Consider the following 20,384-nt stretch of genomic DNA (forward strand, 5'->3'; position numbering starts at 1 on the left):
CCAAGAATTCTCGGAATTCGGCGGCAAGGCTTCGCATGACGAGGAGAAATGACACGATGACCGGCAAAATCACCGCGCTAGACCTGGCCGCCGGAGAGCTGAGCGAGCCGACAAAAGCCTATTTCGCCAAATGCGAGGAAAAGCTCGGCCTCGTCCCCAACGTGCTCAAGGCCTATGCCTTCGACGACAAGAAACTGCGCGCCTTCACCGACATGTACAATGATTTGATGCTGGGCGAGTCCGGCCTGTCGAAGCTGGAACGCGAGATGATCGCGGTCGCCGTCTCCTCCATCAACCACTGCTACTACTGCCTGACCGCGCATGGCGCGGCGGTGCGCCAGCTCTCGGGCGATCCCCTGCTTGGTGAGATGATGGTGATGAATTTCCGCGCCGCCGATCTTTCGCCGAAGCAAACGGCAATGCTCGACTTCGCCGTCAAGCTGACGGAGGAGCCGGCCAGGATCGTCGAGGCCGATCGCGCGGCCCTGCGCCAGGCCGGCTTCAGCGATCGCGACATCTGGGATATCGCCTCGACCGCGGCCTTCTTCAACATGTCGAACCGTGTCGCGGCCGCGATCGACATGCGGCCGAACGACGAATACCACGCCATGGCGCGATAGGGCCACGCGCGTTCCACCATCGGTCCTACTTCGCATCAAGCGTTGACAGGCGAATGCCGCCGGCTAGTTTTCGGGGAAACAAAATTTCCGAGGGGTGAACTTGATGCCCGAGGCCAACGCTTCGTGAATGGGAGTCCCCCTGTGCTTGATGCAATTGCCAAACCCGGGATTTTTCTCCGCGCCCTGACCATGACGCTGGCGCTTGCCGCTCCACCCGCCCACGCCTTCGAGGCGGTGACAGCCTACCAGCCCATTTTCGAGACAGCCGCGGCCAAGACGATAACGCTGACTGGCCATGACCTGACCGTCGAACAGGTCATCGACATCGCCCGCAACGGCGCCAAGGTCGAGCTCAGCCCCGAGGCGCTGCAACGTTCGGCGGACGCCTATGGCCTGCTGCTCGAAGGTGCTGCCGAAGGTGTCACCATCTACTGGTTCAACCGTGGCGCCGGCGACCAGCGCGAGACGGTGATCTTCTCGGGCGATCCGACGACGCCCGAAAACAGCAAGCTGCTCAAGGATCAGCAGCTCGCCCGCTTCAAGGGCGGCGTCAACAGAGGCTATGGGCCGGAGTTGCAGGAAGAAGCGCTGGTGCGCGCCATCATGGCGATCCGCGCCAACACCATGTCCTACGAGGCTGCCAGCCCGCAGCTGACGCATATGCTGGTCGACATGCTGAACAAGCGGGTGACGCCGGTCGTGCAATCGCGCGGCACGCTCGGCGAAGGCGACCTCGCGACGCTTGGCAATATCGGCGCGGCCATGGTCGGCGAAGGCGAAGCCTATCTCGATGGCGTCCGCATGCCGGCCACACAGGCCCTTTCGCAGGCCGGTCTGAAGCCTCTCGAGCCTTTCGCCGCCGACCAGGCCGCGCTGATCAGCACCAATGCCTACGCACAGGCACAGGCCGTGCTTTTGCTGGAGGACGCGCGAAAACTGCTGGAGTGGACCGACCTCAGCTACGCCATGGGGCTGAAGGCATGAATTCCAGCGTGACGCCGATTTCCGCACCCGTGCAATCCATGCGGCCTTACCCATGGCTGACATGGGATGCCGCGCGGGTCATGGACATTATCAAGGGCAGTTATCTCTTCGACGAGGATCAGACCCGCATCATCCAGGATCCGGAAAGCATGCGTGCCTCCAGCCAGCGCCAGGGCTCGGCCTGGCAGGCCTGGGCGGATCTGCGCCAATCCGTGCTGCTCTCCATCAATTCGTCGGATCACAATCCGGCCGTGCTGCCGGGCCTGACGCCGCAGAGCTCGCCGGAGCTGAGCACGCCGCAATTCATGAAATATTATATCAAGGGCGGGCCGCTGAGCGGCGGCAAGTCCGGCTATATCTTCTCCAACGCCAACTGGGATCCCTATCCCATGGCCAATCAGGTCGAGGCTTTCACCATCTCTCTCACCAATCTCGGTGTCGCGGTGGCGCAGCGCATCGAGCGCTTCCGCAATCCCTTCTTCACCGTGATCAAGCCGACCGATGCGCTGAAGCCCGACGAGCGCAAGGACATCCCGACCTTCGACGGCTATCTGCCGACCGATCTCTGGCAGGAACTGGCCGACCTCGGCACGCCGGTGACGCCGAATGGCCAGGCGATCGTCGCCACCGTCGAAGACCTGGAAGGGCAGACCCGCGTCAAGACGCAACGCGCCCGCGAGGCGGTCGACATATCCTTCCATCTCTTGGCGCAGGACCTGTTGACGGCAAGCTATTGGATGGAAATCCGCAAGGCGCAGAACCCGCAGCGGAAATTCGGCGAGGCGCCAACCGCGGCGCTCGAGGCGCTGCGCCAGGTGATCCCCTGGCACCAGGCGGCATCGGAACGGCAAAAGCGGCCGCTCGGCATGGTCGCCTACGATTTCATGCAGGAGAACCCGGCCTCGAAATTCTATTCCGGCGGACCGCAGGCGCCGAAGGCGGCCGCCATGCCTGCGGCCGGCGTCTTGCCCAGATAGCCTTACCGCGCCGCGATGGCCGCCGCCGCACCGGCCATCGTCGTGGCGCTGACGCGGTTGGCGATCTTCATGGCGCGCTTGCTCCTGAGGAGCTTGCGCGCCTGCGAGGCGGCGAGCACCCAGGCGAGATCGATGGCGATCAGCACCACCGCCATGGTCGCCGTCAGTTCGACCCAGCCGACGAGACTGACCGAAGCGAGGTCGATGATGGTCGGCAACAGCGCCAGGTAAAACATCATGATCTTGGGATTGCCGAGCGTGACGGCCATGCCGGCGAAAAAAAGCTTGCCGGCCGAATCCTCACGCGGCATCTCGCCCTCCTTGGCGTCGACAGGCGCCGTCCACATCTTCCAGGCGAGATAGGCCAGGTAGAGAACGCCGATCCATTTCACGACGACGAAAGCGAGATGGAAGGTCTGCGCCACCACGGCCAGCCCAAACACCGCCAGCGACAGCCAGATGCCTTCGCCAATCCACATGGCAAGCAGGAACGGAAACACATCGCGAAACCCCTTCGAGATAACGCGCGCGACAAGCGCCGCGATCGATGGGCCAGGCGAACCGGCGGCCACGAACAAGGCGGCGGCGAAAATCAGCAGCGAGGCGAGGTGCATGGCGAGGGTCTCCGCGTCAGGGCTTCACCAACCACAATAACCCGACAGCTGCGTCTCTGGCAAAGGCAAGACAATATGGGCCATGGGCGCTGACTCCTACGGCGTGACTTTCGTGCGCAAGCAGGTGATCGGCGGGATTAAGCAAGGCGCGACGGTGCTGGATCTCCGGCTTGGTCTGGAAATACCGGTATCGTTGAGGCTCGACCGGCTGCTTGCCAACGAACTCGGCATCTCGCGGTCGCGCCTTCGGGCGCTGGACGAGCGGAGGCTGCTGACCATCGAGCCGGATGGAGCAAAGGCCCTGCGCAAACCGGTCCGAGAGGGAGCGACAATCCGCATCGATCTCGCCAGCGAGCCCGACCGGCGGACCATCATCTCGGCCGCTGGTGGATGAACGAAAGAGGGCGGAGAACAAGTGCTCCGCCCTCTCAAACTCTCGGAAAGGGAAACTTTACGCCGCGCCGACCGCCTTCGACGACTTCTCGAAACGCTTGCGCTCGTTCGGGTCGAGATAGAGTTTGCGCAGGCGAATGGTCTTCGGCGTCACCTCGACCAGTTCGTCGTCCTGGATCCAGGCCAGCGCGCGCTCCAGCGTCATGCGGATCGGCGGGGTGAGCTTGACCGCCTCGTCCTTGCCGGCGGCGCGGATGTTGGTCAGCTTCTTGCCCTTCAGCACGTTCACTTCGAGATCGTTGTCCCGGCTGTGGATACCGATGATCATGCCCTGATAGACCTTGACGCCGGGATCGATGACCATCGGACCGCGATCTTCAAGGTTCCACATGGCGTAAGCCACCGACTCGCCCTGTTCGTTGGAGATCAGCACGCCGTTGGTGCGGCCAGGCAACTCGCCCTTGTAGGGCTCGTAGGCATGGAACAGCCGGTTCATCACGGCGGTGCCGCGCGTATCGGTCAACAGTTCCGACTGGTAGCCGATCAGGCCGCGCGTCGGCGCATGGAAGACGATGCGCTGGCGGTTGCCGCCCGAGGGACGCAGCTCGACCATTTCGGCCTTGCGTTCCGACATCTTCTGCACGACGACACCGGCATGCTCCTCGTCGACGTCGATGACGACTTCCTCGACCGGCTCCAGCAATTCGCCATTCTCGCCCTTCTGCATGACGACGCGCGGACGCGAGACGGCGATCTCGAAACCTTCGCGGCGCATGGTCTCGATCAGGACGGCGAGCTGCAATTCGCCCCGGCCGGAAACGAAGAACGAATCCTTGTCGGGCGATTCTTCGATTTTCAGCGCGACATTGCCTTCGGCCTCGCGCAGCAGACGGTCACGGATGACGCGACTGGTCACCTTGTCGCCTTCGGTGCCGGCCAACGGGCTGTCGTTGACGAGGAAGGACATGGTCACGGTCGGCGGATCGATAGGCTGTGCATGCAGCGCCTCGGTCACCGCCAGGTCGCAGAACGTGTCGGCGACGGTGCCCTTGGACAGGCCGGCGATGGCGACGATGTCACCCGCCTGCGCTTCTTCGATCGGCTGACGCTCGAGGCCGCGGAAAGCGAGAATCTTTGAAATGCGGCCGGTCTCGATCTGGGTGCCGTCATTGTGCAGCACCTTGACCGCCTGGTTAGACTTCAGCGTGCCGCTCTCGATGCGGCCGGTGATGATGCGGCCGAGGAACGGGTTTGCTTCCAGGATGGTGCCGATCATCCGGAACGGGCCGGGATGAACGGTCGGCGCCGGCACATGCTTGATGACGAGGTCGAACAGCGGCGCAAGCTGCTGGTCCTTCGGGCCTTCCGGATTTTCCGACACCCAGCCGTCGCGGCCCGAACCATAAAGGATCGGGAAGTCGAGCTGCTCGTCGGTGGCGTCGAGCGCGGCGAACAGGTCGAACACCTCGTTGACCACCTCGACATGGCGCGCGTCCGGCCGGTCGATCTTGTTGATGACGACGATCGGCCTCAAGCCGACCTTGAGCGCCTTGCCGACGACGAACTTGGTCTGCGGCATCGGGCCTTCGGCGGCATCGACCAGCACGATGGCCGAATCCACCATCGACAGGATTCGCTCGACCTCACCGCCGAAATCGGCGTGACCGGGCGTGTCGACGATGTTGATGCGCGTGTCCTTCCAGTCGACCGAGGTCGCCTTGGCCAGGATGGTGATGCCGCGTTCCTTTTCGAGATCGTTGGAATCCATGGCGCGCTCGGCGACGCGCTGGTTGTCGCGGAAGGAGCCGGACTGTTTCAAAAGCTGGTCGACCAGGGTGGTCTTTCCATGGTCGACGTGCGCGATGATCGCGATATTACGGAGGTTCATGATTCTGGTCTCGGAAGCGTTGCAGGCAGCAGGCCAAGGGCGCTGCCTCTTTCGGTTGCGCGGCTCATACAGGGTTTTTCGCAGTTGCGAAAGGGGACGCGCGACACCAAATACTCATCAAATCTTAAGCATCTGCGTGTGAAATGATTTTGTTAACCAAGGCGGGAACCTTTTCAGGGCCCGGACAGTTCGAACGTCATGACCGATAGACTCAACCGATTTTGGCCGCTTATCGCTTCCGCCGCCTTTGCGATGCTGCTGGCGGCCAACGCCGCGCAGTCGGCCGCGACGCTGAAGGAAACGCGGCCTGTCCTGCCGGCCGATGCGCCTTCCGCGCAGCAGGCCTTTGCCGACGCGCCCGACGGCGTCGACCCCGTGGTGACCGGGCCGGTCAGTGCCGCCTTCAAGCAGAGACAGGCGAGCGCCAACTGCGACGCGGCGGTCTGGCCCAACATTCCAATGGTCTGCTACCCCGACTGATCGTTCGCGCCCGTTCTTACACGCTGAGGTGTGTTGAGATTCAGGTCAGGCCGGGCCGAAAATAGTGGTTTTCGAGAATCCGAGCGGAGCGTACATTTTGTACGTGAGCTCAGTTCTACTGCGACGCAGTAGAACTGAGAAGCGCAGGAATCCGCCGTTTGCAGGCCGGCCTCACCTGAATTATCGACGCGCCTCAAGCCGCCTGCGGTTCGGGATCGAAGGCCGGCCGGCTGGTGTTGATCAGGAGCGAAATACAAGCCGCCGCGATCGCCGTCATGCCGGCAATCAGGAACGCCAGTTCGTAGTTGCCCTGCAGTTCGCGCATGGTGCCGCCGAAGGCAGCGGCGGCGGCGGCACCCACCTGATGGCCGGCCACGATCCAGCCGAACACGATCGGCCCGCTGCGGTCGCCGAAGGCTTCGTTGGCGAGCCTTAAAGTCGGCGGCACGGTGGCGATCCAGTCGAGACCATAGAGCACCGCGAAGATGATCAGGCTGGTTGCCGAGAAGCCGGAATAGGGCAAATAGATCAGCGACAGGCCACGAATGGCATAGTAGACGCCGAGCAGCTTGCGCGGGTCGTAGCGGTCGGTGAGCCAGCCGGACAGCGTGGTGCCGATCAGGTCGAAAATGCCCATCATAGACAACAGGCCGGCGGCCTGCACCTCGCCGATGCCCATGTCGCCGCAGAAGGCGATCAAATGCGTGCCGACCAGCCCGTTGGTGGTGAAGCCACAGACGAAGAAAGTGGCGAACAGGTACCAGAAAACCCGCGTGCCGGCGGCGCAGCGCAGCGTGCTGAGCGTATGCGCCAGGAAATTGCCTTGTGATGCGGGCGAAGTCGGCGGCACATCATCCGCCTCGGCCCCATAACGCACCATTCCGATCGAGGCCGGGCGCTCCGGCACCAGCAACCAGACCAGAGGGATCAACGCCGCGGTGGCGATCGCGACAGCGATGACGACAGGCTGCCAGCCGCCTGACTGGGCGAGCGAGGCGATGAGCGGCAGGAAAATCAGCATGCCGGTGGCGCTGGAGGCCGACATCAGCCCCATGACAAGACCGCGATTGGTCTTGAACCAGCGGTTGACGATGGTGGCGCCAAGGACGCTGGCGACAGCGCCGGATCCGATGCCGGAAAAAACGCCCCAGGTGATGAACAGGTGCCATGGCTTGGTCATCAGCAGGCTGAGCGTGGTCGAAGCCGACATCACCACCAGCGACGCCAGCAGCGTGCGGCGCAGCCCGATGCGTTCCATGAGCGCCGCGGCGAACGGACCGGTCAGCCCATAGAGCAGGATGCCGACGCCCGCGGCCAGCGAAATGACGTCGCGCCGCCAGCCGAAGCTGTTTTCGAGCGGCAGCATCATGACTGAAGGCGCCGAGCGCAGGCCGGCCGCGATCAGCAGGCAGAGGAAGATGACGCCCACCACCACGAAAGCGTAGCGCTGGCCAAAGGGACGGGATTGAGCTATCATGTTACTGACCGGTACGTTGCAAGGTAGGAGCATGTATACGTACCGATCGGTAACATTGTCAATCGAGTCCCATGATGCCAAGCGACAAAAATATTGAACTGACCATCAGCGACGGTCATGCGTCGGCGCCACCGAAGGCCGCCAAGAAGATCCTCGACGTGGCCTATGACCTGTTCTACCGGCGCGGTATCCGGGCGATCGGCGTCGACGAAATCGTCAAGCGTGCCGGCGTCACCAAGCCAAGCCTCTATCGCAGCTTTCCCTCCAAGGACGAGCTGGCCGCCTCCTACCTCAGGCAATACGATCTTGAATATTGGGAGCGTTTCGACGAGGCCGTCGCCGCCAACCCCGGCGACCCGCGCGCTCAGATCAAGGCTTTCCTGACCCGTATCGGCAAGCGAACGCAAGTGGCGGACTATCGCGGCTGCGGTATGACCAATGCGGCGGTCGAATATCCCGACCACAGCCATCCGGCTCGCGTCGTCAGCGAGGCCAACAAGCAGGAATTGCGCCGCCGCCTGCGCGCCATGGCGGCTGCGATGGGCGCGCAAGACCCCGACACGCTGGGCGACGGGTTGCTGCTGCTTATCGAAGGCGCCTATATCAGCGGCCAACTGTTCGGCCTCGGCGGCCCCGCGCAGTCGGTTGCCCGCAACGCCGACCTGCTGATCGAAGCCAGCTTGAAGAAATAGCGATTGGCGATACGCTGGGACGACCTCCAACTGAGATCTCCGCCATGCGCAGCCTGTTGATCCCGCTCACCTTGGCCGGCCTTTGCCAGGCGGCACAGGCCGGCGACATTTCCAGCACCTACACCGACCTCGACTGGAAGAAGGACTGCGTGACCTATGCGCAGGCCGAGCAGGGCGACGGCGACTGGGCCGACCTCGCCTGCTCCGGCTATCGCGGCTATCCCGTGCTGGTCGGATATGACGACGCCCGCGAATCGCTGTTCTATGGTTTTCCGCCCGGCGGCGACATGACGTCCACCTGGGAAAGTTTTTCCGCCTTGAATTCGTCCGGAGCCAAGGTCGAGTGGCGTGTCGAAACCAATGGCGACAAAGCCGTGCCGTTCGCGGTCATCCACCGCCGCTCGATCAGCAATGGCGAGGACGAGACCAAGAAGACCGAGGTGCTGCTCGTCGCCAAGGTCGCTCAGATGGACGCCCGGGACGGCTGCACCGTCGGCCTGGTGTTGGCCACCGGTAACCCCGCCGCCAACGACCAGGCGCGCAAGATCGCCGACGAGAAGGCGAAAGGCTTCGCCTGCGGCAAGGACAAGCGCGTGGTGATTGGCGACGTGCCGGCTTTCGGCCGGGTCGATAACTGACCGCGAGCTACTTGCTCGCCTTCGCCCGGTCGATAGCGTCCATGATCATCTTCTTGGCGTATTTGGAATCATGCCAGCCCTCGATCTTGACCCATTTGCCGGGTTCCAGATCCTTGTAGTGCTCGAAGAAGTGCTGCACCTGCTGGCGCGTGATGTCGGGCAGCTGCGTGTATTCGGTGACGTTCTCGTAGCGCAGTGTCAGCTTCGGTGACGGCACCGCGATGATCTTTTCATCCTGGCCGGCATTGTCTTCCATGATCAGCACGCCGATCGGCCGCACGTTGATCACGCAGCCCGGCACCAAGGCGCGCGTGTTGCAGATCAGCACGTCAATCGGGTCGCCGTCGCCCGACAGCGTGTGCGGCACGAAACCGTAATTGCCGGGGTAGCGCATCGAGGTGTGCAGGAAGCGGTCGACGAACAGCGTGCCGGCCTCCTTGTCCATCTCGTACTTGATCGGCTCGCCGCCGATCGGCACCTCGATGATGACATTGACGTCCTCAGGCGGATTCTTTCCGGTGGCTATGGCTTCGATGCGCATGTCTTTTGTCCCTCTCTCGGTCGGCAGGAGATAGCGGGCGGCGCAAAATGGTGCAATGCGGCGAATGGTGCTTACAGGCGTCCGGCGAGACGCGATGGCGGTCGACCCGTTCAATCATCGGCACAAGATGTTTCAGCGTCGTGATGTGCGTGAGCCCGGGACTGCGCCTCCCACGATCATCCCCAGGCGGTCACTCCCAGACGAAGGCGACCTTCTTCAGCGCCTTCTGCTCGAAAATCTCGACCCCTTCGGCGATGTCGCGGCCGCCGGCCCCGGCATAGAAGGCAAGTGCGTTCTGGTTGTCTTCCAGCGCCCACACCACCATGCCTTTCAGCCCGTGGTCGGCGAGACGTGCCCTGGCCGCCGAAAACAGCCGCCTGCCGAGCCCGATGCCCTGATATTCCGGGCGCAGGTACAATTCGTAGATCTCGCCCTGCTGCTTGAGCTCCTTGGCGCGGTTCTTGCCGATCGTCGCGTATCCGGCGATCGTGCCGCCGATCTCGACGACCAGGACGGTGGCGGCGCGGCGGATGGCGTTGGCCCACCAGTCGCTTCCCCGACGGTTGATCATAGATGTCAGCGTGCGGTGCGGAATGATTCCGCTATACGCGCCGCGCCAAGCCTCGAGGTGCACTTCGGCGATGGCGCCGGCATCGCGCGGGTCTGCCTTCCGAATGTCGATCGTCAGCGTATTCATGATTTGTTAACCATAAACTCGCATCGCCCGATTGCAAGAGTCCCGGCGGCCGATGGTCCGCTTTCGCACAGACGATCATGACACTGCCGACATTGGCCAAAGCCTGCCTGAAAACGCGCTCAGCCGAGGCGGATGGCGCGGCTTTCGAGTACCGAAGCGCAGCGGACTTTTAGGTCCGTAGGCATCGGAAGCGCAGAAAGCCGCGTCAGGCGTCCGGCTGAGTAGCGTTTGCAGGTAGGGCTTTTCAGATTTCGACCAGATGGTCGTCGAGCTCGTTGGTATCGCCCGAAGTGACCGGGAAGTGCTCGGCCAGCACGGCCCCGACCCGCTCGATCGCCTTGACGAAACCGTCGGCAAGCCGATCGTCGCCGGCATGCGCGGTCAGATCGCGCACCACGCCGTCCCAGACATGCTGGCCGACCTTGGCGTCGATGCCCGAATCGGCGACCACTTCGGCATAGCGCTCGGCGATCGAGACGAAGATCAGCACGCCGGTGCGCGCCGTGGTGCGGTGGACGTTGCGGGCGAGGAACTGCTTGACCGCATTGGCGTGCGCGGCCTGATAGCGCAGCCGACGCGGCACCATATGGATGCGCAGGCCGGGCAGCGTCCACAACAGGGCCAGCACGCAGGCCATGGCCAGCAGCTCAGCTATGACGAAATGTGGCAGGCGGATGGTGAGCCACCAGGCCTCCAGCCCATAGGCGACCGCGAGACTGACGACCAGCATGCCGAGGATCGCCATCAAGGCTGCGGGAGCGAAGTAGCCGTCGCTGGCATGCGCCACGACGCAGTAGATCTCGCCGTCGGTTTGCGCTTCGGCGGCGCGGATCGCAGCGGCGATGCGCTCATGATCCTGCGGGCTGATCGGTCGTGTCGCCATGATCTTGTCTCACCAGCTTCCTGAAGAACCGCCACCGCCGGACGAGCCGCCGCCACCGGAAAACCCGCCGCCACTGCTTGACCCCGACGACCAGCCACTGCCGGAACCACCCGAGGACCAGCCGCCGCCCGACGACCTCGTCCAGCCGCTGGCTCCGGATGATCCGCCCGCACCCTGGCCATAACGAAACGTCATGCCCAGCCATCGATACACGCCCGGCGACAGCTTTGTGCCGAACATCGGCGGCAGGAAGGCCATTGCCAGGCCACCGAAGAACATCGTCGCCCACAGGATCAGGAACACCGCGACGACCGGATCCATGGGGGTGCCGCTGTCGGCGGGATTGCGCCGGCCGCGCGCTTCCAGTTCTTCCGGATTGCCCTCCAGCACCATGATCATGTCGTCGACGGCCTTGGAGATGCCGCCCGGGAAATCGCCGGCGCGGAAGGCCGGCACCATGTCGTTCTCGATGATCAGCTTGGTATGCAGGTCGGTCAGCGTGCCTTCCAACCCATAGCCGACTTCGATGCGCATCTTGCGGTCGTTTGGCGCGACCAAAAGCAGGACGCCGTTATTCTCCTTGGCCTGGCCGAGCTTCCAGAAGCGGAACAGCCGGTTGGCGTAGGGCTCGATCTCCTCGCCGCCGAGGCTGGGAATGGTGGCGACGACGATCTGGTCCGAGCCCTTGGCTTCGAAGTCGGCGAGTTTTTGGGTCAGCGCCGCACGTGTGCCGGCATCGATGATGCCGGCATTGTCGACCACGCGGCCGGTGAGAGCCGGAAGGTCGGCGGCCACGGCGGCGATCGAGGCAAGCAGCAGAGACGCCAGGATGATCAAGGCCAGGCGCAGCCGCGCCGCGCATTGGCCAGGCATTGAAGGGACGGCAGCCCTGACCATGGCCTTACCAGCTTCCCGAGGAGCCGCCGCCGCCGGACGAACCGCCGCCGCCGGAAAAACCGCCACCGGAGGACCAACCGCCGCCGCCGGACGACCAGCCGCCGGACGATGATCGCCGGTGCGGCTCGAAGGTCATGCCGAGCCAGCGATAGCGTCCGGGCCCGAGTTTCTGGCCGAAGATCGGCGGCAGGACCGAGGCCGCGATGCTGCCGAAGAAAATGATCGCCCAGATGCCGATAAAAATGGCGAAGAACAGGTCGTCGGAATTGAACGGTGCCTGCTCGTTGCGCTTGCCGCGCGCTTCCAGTTCTTCCGGATTGCCGTTCAGCACCATGATCATGTCGTCGACAGCCTTGGAGATGCCGCCGGAGAAATCGCCGGCGCGGAAGGCCGGTACCATGTCGTTTTCGATGATCAGCTTGGTGTGCAGGTCGGTCAGCGTGCCTTCCAACCCGTACCCGACCTCGATGCGCATCTTGCGGTCGTTTGGCGCGACCAAAAGCAGGACGCCGTTGTTCTCCTTGGCCTGGCCGAGCTTCCAGAAGCGGAACAGCCGGTTGGCGTAGGGCTCGATCTCCTCGCCGCCGAGGCTGGGAATGGTGGCGACGACGATCTGGTCCGAGCCCTTGGTCTCGAAGTCGGCGAGTTTTTGGGTCAGCGCCGCACGTGTGCCGGCATCGATGATGCCGGCATTGTCGACGACGCGGCCGGTCAGCGCCGGAAGATCGGCGGCGAAGGCGGCGAACGGGAGGAAGAGGATGCCGGCAAGAAGGCCAAGAAAGGAAAGGTGGGCGTTCCGTAGCGCCCCCCTTGAGGAGGAGATGTCCGGCAGGACAGAGGGGAGTGTTTGCACGCCGGCGGTCCGTCTTTTCGGGAATTCGTTCCGAGGACAGTCGCCGTTCACCCGCCCTGCTTCGTGCCGAAATCGACCTTCGGCGGCTGCATCTTGTCTTCGTCGACGGTGAAGTTGGCGAAGGGCTCGTTGCCGCGGAACCAGAATGTCGCCCACAGTACCGACGGGAAGGTCTTCAGCGTCAAATTGTAGTCCCTGACCGCCTGGATGTAGTCGCGCCGCGCCACCGCGATGCGGTTCTCCGTGCCTTCGAGCTGCGCCTGCAGCGCCAGGAAATTCTGGTTGGCCTTGAGGTCGGGATAGGCTTCCGACACCGCGATCAGCCGCGACAGCGCGCTGGTCAGCCCGGCCTGGGCATCCTGAAACTTCTTGAGGGCTTCCGGATCCTTCAGCGTTTCGGGCGTCACCGTGATCTGCGTCGCCTTGGCGCGCGCTTGGACAACCGCGTCGAGCGTGTCCTTTTCATGCGAGGCATAGCCCTTGACCGTCTCGACCAGATTGGGAATGAGGTCGGCGCGGCGCTGATACTGGTTCAACACCTCGCTCCATGCCGCCCTGGCGTTTTCTTCCGCCGTCGGGATCGTGTTGTAGCCGCAGCCGGCAAGCAGCGGCAGCACGATTGCCATCATCAGGAAGGCGGGCAACGTGCGAAATGTCGATGGTCGAGCAAGGCGCTGGGCAAGCATGAAGGGATCCCTCGATAGAAGTTGCATCCGAAGCATTACCACAATCGGCGCGCAAGAAAACGGCCTCGGCCTCTGAAGCAGGCTCGGCATGAATTGTGCCCGCCCAGGCCCTGTGATTGGCCTGGTGAACGCGATAAGGTTCGATCAGAACGGGATATCATCATGGCGAAACGCCAGGACAGCCACAGCGAATCGCGCCGTATCCTCCAGCGCGTCGCGCAGGAGACCGATCCGGCCGGCAATTCTTTCGTGGCACGGACGACGAAAGGCATGCGCGACCACGTCTCCGCGGCCGATGCCGATCGCACGGATCCGATCGAAGTCTGGGGCACGCGTGTTGGCAGGATACTCGGCCTGCTTCTGGCGCTGGGCCTGATGGTCTGGCTCGTGCTTTTCCTCACCCGGGGCAGCTAGGAATCAAGAGACAATGAGCGCCGAAAAAGCCGACGCGCCGCGCGCGGTCATCGTCATATCCAGCCATGTCGCCCGCGGCTCCGTCGGCAACCGCGCGGCCGTCTTCGCGCTGGAGACACTGGGCTTTCCGGTCTGGGCCGTACCTACGGTCACCCTGCCCTGGCATCCCGGCCATGGCCGCGCGACCCGCATCGTGCCGCCGCTCGACCAGTTCAAGGCGCTGATGGCCGATCTGGAGCGCGCGCCGTGGCTGGGTGAGGTCGGGGCCGTGCTGTCGGGTTATCTCGGCGAGGCCGGCCAGGCCGAGGCGGTCGCCTCGCTGGTCGCCGCGGTCAAGGCGAGGACGCCCGATGCCGTCTATATCTGCGATCCGGTGATGGGTGATTCCGGCGGCCTCTACGTGCCCGAGCCCACCGCCGCCGCCATGCGCGACCGGCTGATGCCGATCGCCGACATCGCCACGCCCAACCGCTATGAGCTGGAATGGATGGCCGGCGCGCCGCTGCCCGATCTGAAATCGGTGATCTCGGCCGCACTCCATGCCGGACCGTCGACCATGCTGGTCACCTCGGCTCCGTCGATGATGTCAGGCGGCACAGGCAATCTGCTGCTTGACGGCACCCAGGCGCTGCTGGCCGAACACCGCCTGATCGACAAGCCGCCGAACGGCCTTGGCGACTTGACGGCAGCGGTCTACCTGGCGCGCATCCTGTCCGGCCAGCCGGCGATCAAGGCGCTGCAGTCGACGACGGCGGCGGTCTACGAAATCCTGGCGCGCACCGCAAAACGCGGCGGCGACGAACTGCAGCTCGAAACCGACGCGCAGAGCCTGTCGCACCCGATGGCCATGGTCCAGCTTCGCCACCTCACGCATCCGGGGCGGGATCGCCGGGCGTGACCCCGGCCAAGGTCGTGCTCGTCGGCGCCGATGGCTGCAAGGCCGGCTGGATCGCCGTGCGGAGCGAACCCGGTTCGACACGTCGTGACCCAGATACGGCGCCTTCGGTCGATGTCTTCCCTTCGTTCGCCGCCCTGCTGGCGGCGATCCCCGATGACGCGATCGTCGCCGTCGACATGCCGATCGGTCTACCGGAATTTTCGCAAAAGGGCGGACGCGGGCCGGAAGCGCTGGTGCGGCCGCTGCTTGGCGCTCGCCAGTCCAGCGTCTTCTCGATTCCGTCCCGTGCCGCGCTCTATGCCGACACCAGCGGCTTCACCACGATCGAAGCCTGGTACGCGGCGCATATCAGGGCAAGCGAAGCGGCCAAGGCCACATCCAACCCGCCGCGCGGCGTTTCCATCCAGGCCTTCGGCATCTTTTCGAAAATCCGCGAGATCGACACATTGCTGATCGCGCGGCCCGAACTGCGCGGCCGCATCTTCGAATCGCATCCGGAAGTCGCCTTCTGTCGCCTGAACGGCGATCGGGCCATGCGGTTGCCGAAGAAGATCAAGGGCAGCGTCAATCTGGCCGGCATGGCGGAGCGCAAGGCGCTGCTTTGCCGGCACGGCTATGACATGGATTTCCTCGACCAGCTGCCGCCACGTGGTGCGGCCGCCGACGATTTCCTCGATGCGGCGGCCATGATGCTGATTGCCGGCCGCATCGCCAGCGGCGACGCGAAGCCGTTTCCCGACCCGCCTCGCGCTGACGGTTTTGGCATACCGGTCGCCATTTGGGCGTGACAATGTCGGCGGGCGTCCCGCTCTGGCGCATGGCATTTATAGCTAGCCCCTACAATTCTGCATTGCTCGTAACGGGTTTTTGCCGTTAGAGGCTTTCCTCGACCGCAACGAGCTGCCGCCTCCAACCCGGAAAGGCCTTAGCCGCCCATGCCTCATCTTCCCGAACACCTCCTCGCCGGCTACCGCAATTTCATGAACGGCCGCTACCTCACCGAGAGCGGCCGCTATCGCGAGCTCGCCCGCGAAGGCCAGGCGCCCGAGACCATGATCGTCGCCTGTTGCGACTCGCGATCCGCGCCCGAGGCGATCTTCGACGCCGGCCCCGGCGAACTCTTCGTGCTGCGCAATGTCGGCAATCTGGTGCCGCCTTACGAGCCGGACGGCGAGTTCCATTCGACCTCGGCCGCGCTCGAATTCGCGGTGCAGAGCCTCAAGGTCAAGAATATCGTGGTCATGGGCCACGGCCGCTGCGGCGGCATCCGGGCCGCGCTCGACACCAACTCCGCGCCGCTCTCTCCCGGCGACTTCATCGGCAAGTGGATGAGCCTGATCGCGCCGGCCGCCGAGACGGTGTCGGCCAGCACCTTCATGACGGCGACGGAACGCCAGACGGCCCTGGAGCGCATCTCGATCCGCTACTCCCTCGCCAATCTCAGGACCTTTCCCTGCGTCTCGATCCTCGAGGGCAAGGGTCGGCTGTCGCTGCACGGAGCCTGGTTCGACATTTCGACCGGCGAGCTCTGGGTGATGAACAAGGACACCGGCGATTTCGAGCGGCCGGTGCTGGAATGAACGGTACGGCGCGGCAGGCGATGAGCGTCCGGCCGGTCGTTTTCACGGCGGCCGCGCTGATGATGGCGATCGTTGCCGCTCGCGCCGATGACCACGCCATCATAAGCCGCTGGTATTCGGCGCTGCTGGTCGCCGATCGCACCGAGCTGGCGGACCTGCTCGCCGACGACGTCCGCATCAAGCTCGACGACCTCGGCGTTGTCCAGAGCAAGCAGGAATTCATCGCCTCGCTCGACGAATGGAAAGGCGCGGTTGCGGGAGCCGCGATCCGCCACCGCATCGAGAAGACCGAAGGCGGGGTCACCACCGTGATCGCCTGCTACGACTTCCCCGACAATGATATGTTGATGCAGGAGACCTTCGCGGTGAGCGACAACCGCATCACCGCCAGTTCGCAGGCGGCAATCGCTGAAAACTGCGAGGGCTACTGAGGCGGAGCGGCCAACTGGCATATTGCGGGCCCGCGGACCGCGCCCTACATCGGTGACACCCTCCTTCCTGACGCCAGCGAAAGACCCTCCATGCCCTCTCCGAAAGCCGTCGATCTCGCCGCCCATCCGTTGACCGCGTGGCGAGGGCCGCTCGGCCTGCCCGATTTCGCCCATATTGGCGACGGTGATTTTTCTCCCGTTTTCGACGCCGCGCTGAAGGCGCATGAGGCCGAGATCGACGCGATATCAGGCAACAAGGATGCGCCGAGCATCGAGAACACGCTTGCCGCACTTGAGCTCGGCGGCGAGGCGCTGGATCATGTCTCATCGATCTTCTGGTGCCGCGCCGGCGCTCACACCAACGAAACCATCCAGGCCCTGGAGCGTGACATTTCGCCGAAGATGTCGCGGCACTTCTCGGCCATCTCGATGAACGAGAAGCTGTTTGCCCGCATCGACGATCTCTACCGGCGCCGCGAGAGCCTTGACCTCGATCCCGAGACGCTGCGCGTCCTGGAGAAGACCTGGAAAGGCTTCGTCCGTTCCGGCGCCAAGCTCGACGCGGACGGCAAGACGCGGCTGGCCAAAATCAACGAGGAGCTGTCGTCGCTCGGCACGACTTTCGGTCAGAACGTGCTGGCCGACGAGCGCGACTGGGCGCTGTTGCTCGACGAGGCCGATCTCGCCGGCCTGCCGGATTTCGTGAAAAGCTCGATGGCCGAGGCCGCCGAGATGCGCGGCCAGAAGGGCCGCTACGCCGTCACCCTGTCGCGCTCGATCTATGAGCCGTTCACAACCTTCTCCGAACGCCGCGACCTGCGCGAGATCGCCTATCGCGCCTTCACCATGCGCGGCCAGAACGGCGGAGCGTCAGACAACACGTCCGTGGTGCGCGACATGCTCAAGCTGCGCGCCGAAAAGGCGAAGCTGCTCGGCTACGCCTCCTTCGCCGCGCTCAAGCTCGACGACACCATGGCCAAGACACCGAAGGCGGTGCACGCGCTGCTCGACCCGGTTTGGGAAAAGGCATTGGAAAAAGCCGCCGCCGACCAGAAGGAGCTGGAGCGTCTGGCTGCCGAGGCTGGCAGCAACGAAAAATTCGCCGCCTGGGACTGGCGCTTCTACCAGGAGAAGCTGCGCGCCGAGAAGTTCGCTTTCGACGAGGCGGAGCTGAAACCCTATCTGCAGCTCGACCGCGTCATTGACGCCTGCTTCGACGTCGCGACACGGTTGTTCGGCATCACGTTCGAGGAGAAGAAAGGCATCGCCGCCTGGCATCCGGACGCGCGCGTCTTCGTGGTCAAAAATGCCGACGGCAGTGAGCGCGGCCTGTTCCTCGCCGACTATTTCGCGCGGCCGTCAAAACGCTCCGGCGCCTGGATGAGCGCGCTGAAGTCCGGTTACAAGCTTGGCCATGGCTCGAAGCCGGTGATCTACAACATCATGAACTTCGCCAAGCCGCCAGCGGGCGAACCGGCTTTGCTGTCGGTCGACGAAGCGAAGACCTTGTTCCACGAATTCGGCCATGCGCTGCACGGCATGCTGACCGACGTCACCTGGCCGTCGGTGTCAGGTACCTCGGTCAGCCGCGACTTCGTCGAACTGCCCTCGCAGCTCTACGAGCACTGGCTGACGGTGCCGGCGGTTCTGGAAAAGCACGCGCTGCATGTCAAGACCGGCAAGCCGATGTCGAAGGCGCTGCTCGACAAAATGCTGGCCACGCGCACCTTCGGCGCCGGCTTCGCCACCGTCGAGTTCACCGCCTCTGCCTTGATGGACATGGCCTACCATGCACGGCCCGACGCGCCGGAAGAGCCGCTTCGTTTCGAGGCCGAAACGCTTGCGACGCTGCATATGCCGGATACGATCGCCATGCGCCATCGCACCCCGCATTTTGGCCATGTCTTCGCCGGCGAGGGCTATTCGGCCGGCTACTATTCCTACATGTGGTCGGAGGTGCTGGACGCCGATGCTTTCGCCGCCTTCGAGGAAACCGGAGACCCCTTCAACCCGGCGCTGGCCGAGCGGCTGAGGAAGAACATCTACGCCGCCGGCGGCTCGAAGGATCCGGAAGAGCTCTACACGGCGTTTCGCGGCAAAATGCCGTCGCCGGAAGCGATGATGGTCAAGCGCGGATTGGTGTAGGCAATCGCCGAAGTCGGCGCTGACGTTAACCTCGTTATCCTTGGCTGCCGACCCAAGGATCCTTTACCCTTGGCCACACCGGCCGCGTCAGCTTCGTGTAATTCGTCGCCGCCGGATTGCTGGGATAGGAACTCGGCGCCGCGACATAGATGATCTCGGCGGCGATCGGCTCGAAGCCGGCGTAGAAATGGTTTGTTGACTTGATCAGCAATATGTCTTTCGACAGCGGATCGACGCCGATGTTGGAGAAGACATCCGGCTCGAAGGTCTGGGTGCGATTAGTGTTCAGGATCACATCGACTTCCGTGCCCTCGATGCGCACCACCGCTGATGGTCCCAATGTCACCCGGCTCGGGCCAAAACTCTGCCAGCCTTCGGCAACCGCTTTCAGTACCTTGACGCGTGCATCGATCGGTTCGCCCGCCTGCGGGCCGGCCTTGCCGCCGAAACGCAGGTCGATGACGGCACCTTCGCCGGCCGCCTGGCAGAAAGTCACCGCGATCGGATCCCAGATCGTCGCCACGCCGAACTTGTCCAGGCCCCGCGCCAGCATCTGGCGCAGCACGAAGGTGCCGTCGCCGGGAACGCCGCCGCCGGGGTTGTCCCAGATATCGGCAATGACCACCGGCTTGCCCGGTCTTTGCTTGCGCACGGCCAGCGCCCGATCGATGCCGTCGGCCGTACTCAGCATCGTCATCGCGGTCGTTTCGCGCATGGCATAGAGCTCGCGTCCAAGCCGCTCCGCCAGCGCATCGCCCTTGGCCTTGTCATTGTCGGTAACGACAAGGATGCGCGTGCCCATTTCGGGCACGTCGGCGGCCATGAAGCCGTGGATGACCGAGACCGACAGCACGCCGTCCTTGCCGTGCAGCGCCTTGATGCGGTCGACGAAGGAGCGCATCGGTTCGCGGCTGGTCGGCAGCACCTGGATCATGCGGCAGTCGAAGGTTGAGATGACCGGCTTGATCTCGCCGCGCGCCGCGGCCAGGCCAAGCGCGACCACATGTTCGCCGCGCTCGTAGAAATCGGTGTGCGGGAATTCGAGGAAATAGGCCATGATGTCGGACGCCGCCACGCGCTTCGGCGTCAGATGGCTGTGCGGATCGAACTCGCAGGCAATCACCACGCTTGGCCCGACAATGCCACGCACGCGCTCCAGCAGGTCGCCCTCGCAGTCGTCATAGCCTTGCGCCACCATGGCACCGTGCAGGCCCAGAATGACGGCATCGACCGGCAAGGCGGCCTTGAGCTGGCCGAGGATTTCGTCGCGGAGCGCCTCATAGGTCTGCCGCTGCACGAGGCCGCCGGGCTCTGCCCAGGTGGCGGTGCCTTCGATCACGGTCAGGCCTTCGGCGGCCGCGCGGCGGCGCAGCGCCACCATCGGCGAGGAGCACAGGGTCGGCGTTTCCGGATGCTTGCCCGGCCCGGCATAGAACGCCATCTCGAAAGAGGCCCGGTCGGTTGGCACCGGCGAGAAGGTGTTGGTTTCCGTCGCCAGCGAGGCGGTGAAGATACGCATGAAAACTCCGTGGACTTCTTGTTTTCGCAATTCCGGACGGATAACCGCTGGGCACTTTTCCTGGAATTGCTGGGATT

General features: G+C 64.0%; 21 protein-coding genes and 1 pseudogene. 12 read left to right on the top strand and 10 right to left on the bottom strand.

Features of this window, described 5'->3' with window-relative positions; genetic code table 11:
- Positions 1-56: 56 nt before the first annotated feature.
- Complete coding sequence (locus LB554_RS19610; protein WP_140662516.1) at positions 57-620, top strand: peroxidase-related enzyme; 564 nt, start codon at positions 57-59, stop codon at positions 618-620.
- Positions 621-809: 189 nt separating this feature from the next.
- Positions 810-2,581: pseudogene (locus LB554_RS19615) on the top strand (aromatic amino acid ammonia-lyase).
- 2 nt (positions 2,582-2,583) lie between these two features.
- On the opposite strand, the gene LB554_RS19620 reads toward LB554_RS19615, so the two are convergent.
- The gene (locus tag LB554_RS19620; RefSeq protein WP_015315138.1) at positions 2,584-3,195 is read right to left on the bottom strand and encodes a LysE family translocator; all 612 of its coding nucleotides are present in this window, start codon (positions 3,193-3,195) and stop codon (positions 2,584-2,586) included.
- Between the two features lie 82 nt (positions 3,196-3,277).
- Here LB554_RS19620 and LB554_RS19625 point away from each other — a divergent pair, with 82 nt between their 5' ends.
- Positions 3,278-3,589, top strand: coding sequence for a hypothetical protein (locus LB554_RS19625; protein ID WP_224586349.1), 312 nt, complete (start codon positions 3,278-3,280; stop codon positions 3,587-3,589).
- A gap of 57 nt (positions 3,590-3,646) precedes the next feature.
- Here the strand turns inward: LB554_RS19625 and typA are convergent, their stop codons facing one another.
- A complete protein-coding gene (gene typA, locus LB554_RS19630) occupies positions 3,647-5,476 on the bottom strand; it encodes a translational GTPase TypA (protein ID WP_015315136.1) in 1,830 nt (609 codons plus the stop codon).
- Positions 5,477-5,674: 198 nt separating this feature from the next.
- On the opposite strand from typA, the gene LB554_RS19635 reads away from it, so the two are divergent.
- Positions 5,675-5,956, top strand: a complete 282-nt coding sequence (locus LB554_RS19635) for a hypothetical protein (RefSeq protein WP_140662511.1) — start codon at positions 5,675-5,677, stop codon at positions 5,954-5,956.
- A gap of 193 nt (positions 5,957-6,149) precedes the next feature.
- On the opposite strand, the gene LB554_RS19640 is transcribed toward LB554_RS19635, so the two are convergent.
- Positions 6,150-7,433 carry an MFS transporter gene (locus LB554_RS19640; RefSeq protein ID WP_224586351.1) on the bottom strand — a complete coding sequence of 428 codons (1,284 nt, stop codon included), beginning with the start codon at positions 7,431-7,433 and terminating at the stop codon, positions 6,150-6,152.
- Positions 7,434-7,507: 74 nt separating this feature from the next.
- Here LB554_RS19640 and LB554_RS19645 point away from each other — a divergent pair, with 74 nt between their 5' ends.
- Both LB554_RS19645 and LB554_RS19650 read left to right on the top strand, forming a co-directional pair.
- Complete coding sequence (locus tag LB554_RS19645) at positions 7,508-8,125, top strand: TetR/AcrR family transcriptional regulator (RefSeq protein ID WP_015315134.1); 618 nt, start codon at positions 7,508-7,510, stop codon at positions 8,123-8,125.
- Positions 8,126-8,169: 44 nt separating this feature from the next.
- The gene (locus tag LB554_RS19650; RefSeq protein ID WP_015315133.1) at positions 8,170-8,763 is read left to right on the top strand and encodes a hypothetical protein; all 594 of its coding nucleotides are present in this window, start codon (positions 8,170-8,172) and stop codon (positions 8,761-8,763) included.
- Between the two features lie 7 nt (positions 8,764-8,770).
- Here the strand turns inward: LB554_RS19650 and ppa are convergent, their stop codons facing one another.
- The 6 genes from ppa to LB554_RS19680 form a co-directional block, all read right to left on the bottom strand.
- Positions 8,771-9,304, bottom strand: coding sequence for an inorganic diphosphatase (gene ppa, locus LB554_RS19655; RefSeq protein WP_140616548.1), 534 nt, complete (start codon positions 9,302-9,304; stop codon positions 8,771-8,773).
- A 190-nt stretch (positions 9,305-9,494) separates the two neighbouring features.
- The gene (locus LB554_RS19660) at positions 9,495-10,001 is read right to left on the bottom strand and encodes a GNAT family N-acetyltransferase (RefSeq protein ID WP_015315131.1); all 507 of its coding nucleotides are present in this window, start codon (positions 9,999-10,001) and stop codon (positions 9,495-9,497) included.
- Between the two features lie 244 nt (positions 10,002-10,245).
- Positions 10,246-10,884, bottom strand: coding sequence for a TPM domain-containing protein (locus LB554_RS19665; protein ID WP_224586353.1), 639 nt, complete (start codon positions 10,882-10,884; stop codon positions 10,246-10,248).
- Positions 10,885-10,893: 9 nt separating this feature from the next.
- The gene (locus LB554_RS19670) at positions 10,894-11,781 is read right to left on the bottom strand and encodes a TPM domain-containing protein (protein ID WP_224586355.1); all 888 of its coding nucleotides are present in this window, start codon (positions 11,779-11,781) and stop codon (positions 10,894-10,896) included.
- Between the two features lie 4 nt (positions 11,782-11,785).
- Positions 11,786-12,604: a TPM domain-containing protein gene (locus tag LB554_RS19675; RefSeq protein ID WP_411962639.1), complete on the bottom strand. Its 819-nt coding sequence runs from the start codon at positions 12,602-12,604 to the stop codon at positions 11,786-11,788.
- Positions 12,605-12,681: 77 nt separating this feature from the next.
- A complete protein-coding gene (locus LB554_RS19680; RefSeq protein ID WP_015315127.1) occupies positions 12,682-13,320 on the bottom strand; it encodes a LemA family protein in 639 nt (212 codons plus the stop codon).
- Between the two features lie 162 nt (positions 13,321-13,482).
- On the opposite strand from LB554_RS19680, the gene LB554_RS19685 reads away from it, so the two are divergent.
- The 6 genes from LB554_RS19685 (at position 13,483) to LB554_RS19710 (ending at position 18,788) form a co-directional block, all read left to right on the top strand.
- A complete protein-coding gene (locus LB554_RS19685) occupies positions 13,483-13,734 on the top strand; it encodes a hypothetical protein (protein WP_224586359.1) in 252 nt (83 codons plus the stop codon).
- A 13-nt stretch (positions 13,735-13,747) separates the two neighbouring features.
- Entirely contained in the window at positions 13,748-14,632 is an 885-nt protein-coding gene (gene pdxY, locus LB554_RS19690) for a pyridoxal kinase PdxY (RefSeq protein ID WP_015315125.1), read from the top strand.
- Positions 14,629-15,420 (top strand): DUF429 domain-containing protein, encoded by a 792-nt coding sequence (locus LB554_RS19695; RefSeq protein ID WP_224586362.1) that lies wholly within the window; start codon positions 14,629-14,631, stop codon positions 15,418-15,420. Before pdxY ends, LB554_RS19695 begins: the two co-directional genes overlap by 4 nt.
- A gap of 147 nt (positions 15,421-15,567) precedes the next feature.
- Positions 15,568-16,212 (top strand): carbonic anhydrase, encoded by a 645-nt coding sequence (locus LB554_RS19700; protein ID WP_015315123.1) that lies wholly within the window; start codon positions 15,568-15,570, stop codon positions 16,210-16,212.
- Complete coding sequence (locus LB554_RS19705) at positions 16,209-16,643, top strand: hypothetical protein (protein WP_015315122.1); 435 nt, start codon at positions 16,209-16,211, stop codon at positions 16,641-16,643. Before LB554_RS19700 ends, LB554_RS19705 begins: the two co-directional genes overlap by 4 nt.
- Positions 16,644-16,733: 90 nt before the next feature.
- Entirely contained in the window at positions 16,734-18,788 is a 2,055-nt protein-coding gene (locus LB554_RS19710; RefSeq protein ID WP_224586364.1) for a M3 family metallopeptidase, read from the top strand.
- Between the two features lie 34 nt (positions 18,789-18,822).
- Here the strand turns inward: LB554_RS19710 and LB554_RS19715 are convergent, their stop codons facing one another.
- Positions 18,823-20,307, bottom strand: a complete 1,485-nt coding sequence (locus LB554_RS19715; RefSeq protein ID WP_140662498.1) for a M81 family metallopeptidase — start codon at positions 20,305-20,307, stop codon at positions 18,823-18,825.
- Positions 20,308-20,384 lie beyond the last annotated feature (77 nt).

It is taken from the genome of Mesorhizobium sp. CO1-1-11 (genome assembly GCF_020164995.1).
Taxonomy (GTDB): Bacteria; Pseudomonadota; Alphaproteobacteria; order Rhizobiales; family Rhizobiaceae; genus Mesorhizobium; species Mesorhizobium australicum.

What these genes read in the sequence shown, in the direction of transcription:
- LB554_RS19640 (WP_224586351.1), bottom strand. Translation starts at nt 7,433, where the DNA reads ATGATAGCTCAATCCCGTCCCTTTGGCCAGCGCTACGCTTTCGTGGTG.
- LB554_RS19635 (WP_140662511.1), top strand. Translation starts at nt 5,675, where the DNA reads ATGACCGATAGACTCAACCGATTTTGGCCGCTTATCGCTTCCGCCGCC.
- LB554_RS19715 (WP_140662498.1), bottom strand. Translation starts at nt 20,307, where the DNA reads ATGCGTATCTTCACCGCCTCGCTGGCGACGGAAACCAACACCTTCTCG.
- LB554_RS19625 (WP_224586349.1), top strand. Translation starts at nt 3,278, where the DNA reads ATGGGCGCTGACTCCTACGGCGTGACTTTCGTGCGCAAGCAGGTGATC.
- LB554_RS19670 (WP_224586355.1), bottom strand. Translation starts at nt 11,781, where the DNA reads ATGGTCAGGGCTGCCGTCCCTTCAATGCCTGGCCAATGCGCGGCGCGG.
- LB554_RS19680 (WP_015315127.1), bottom strand. Translation starts at nt 13,320, where the DNA reads ATGCTTGCCCAGCGCCTTGCTCGACCATCGACATTTCGCACGTTGCCC.
- LB554_RS19700 (WP_015315123.1), top strand. Translation starts at nt 15,568, where the DNA reads ATGCCTCATCTTCCCGAACACCTCCTCGCCGGCTACCGCAATTTCATG.
- ppa (WP_140616548.1), bottom strand. Translation starts at nt 9,304, where the DNA reads ATGCGCATCGAAGCCATAGCCACCGGAAAGAATCCGCCTGAGGACGTC.
- LB554_RS19650 (WP_015315133.1), top strand. Translation starts at nt 8,170, where the DNA reads ATGCGCAGCCTGTTGATCCCGCTCACCTTGGCCGGCCTTTGCCAGGCG.
- pdxY (WP_015315125.1), top strand. Translation starts at nt 13,748, where the DNA reads ATGAGCGCCGAAAAAGCCGACGCGCCGCGCGCGGTCATCGTCATATCC.
- LB554_RS19620 (WP_015315138.1), bottom strand. Translation starts at nt 3,195, where the DNA reads ATGCACCTCGCCTCGCTGCTGATTTTCGCCGCCGCCTTGTTCGTGGCC.
- LB554_RS19610 (WP_140662516.1), top strand. Translation starts at nt 57, where the DNA reads ATGACCGGCAAAATCACCGCGCTAGACCTGGCCGCCGGAGAGCTGAGC.
- LB554_RS19645 (WP_015315134.1), top strand. Translation starts at nt 7,508, where the DNA reads ATGCCAAGCGACAAAAATATTGAACTGACCATCAGCGACGGTCATGCG.
- typA (WP_015315136.1), bottom strand. Translation starts at nt 5,476, where the DNA reads ATGAACCTCCGTAATATCGCGATCATCGCGCACGTCGACCATGGAAAG.
- LB554_RS19660 (WP_015315131.1), bottom strand. Translation starts at nt 10,001, where the DNA reads ATGAATACGCTGACGATCGACATTCGGAAGGCAGACCCGCGCGATGCC.
- LB554_RS19705 (WP_015315122.1), top strand. Translation starts at nt 16,209, where the DNA reads ATGAACGGTACGGCGCGGCAGGCGATGAGCGTCCGGCCGGTCGTTTTC.
- LB554_RS19685 (WP_224586359.1), top strand. Translation starts at nt 13,483, where the DNA reads ATGGCGAAACGCCAGGACAGCCACAGCGAATCGCGCCGTATCCTCCAG.
- LB554_RS19665 (WP_224586353.1), bottom strand. Translation starts at nt 10,884, where the DNA reads ATGGCGACACGACCGATCAGCCCGCAGGATCATGAGCGCATCGCCGCT.
- LB554_RS19710 (WP_224586364.1), top strand. Translation starts at nt 16,734, where the DNA reads ATGCCCTCTCCGAAAGCCGTCGATCTCGCCGCCCATCCGTTGACCGCG.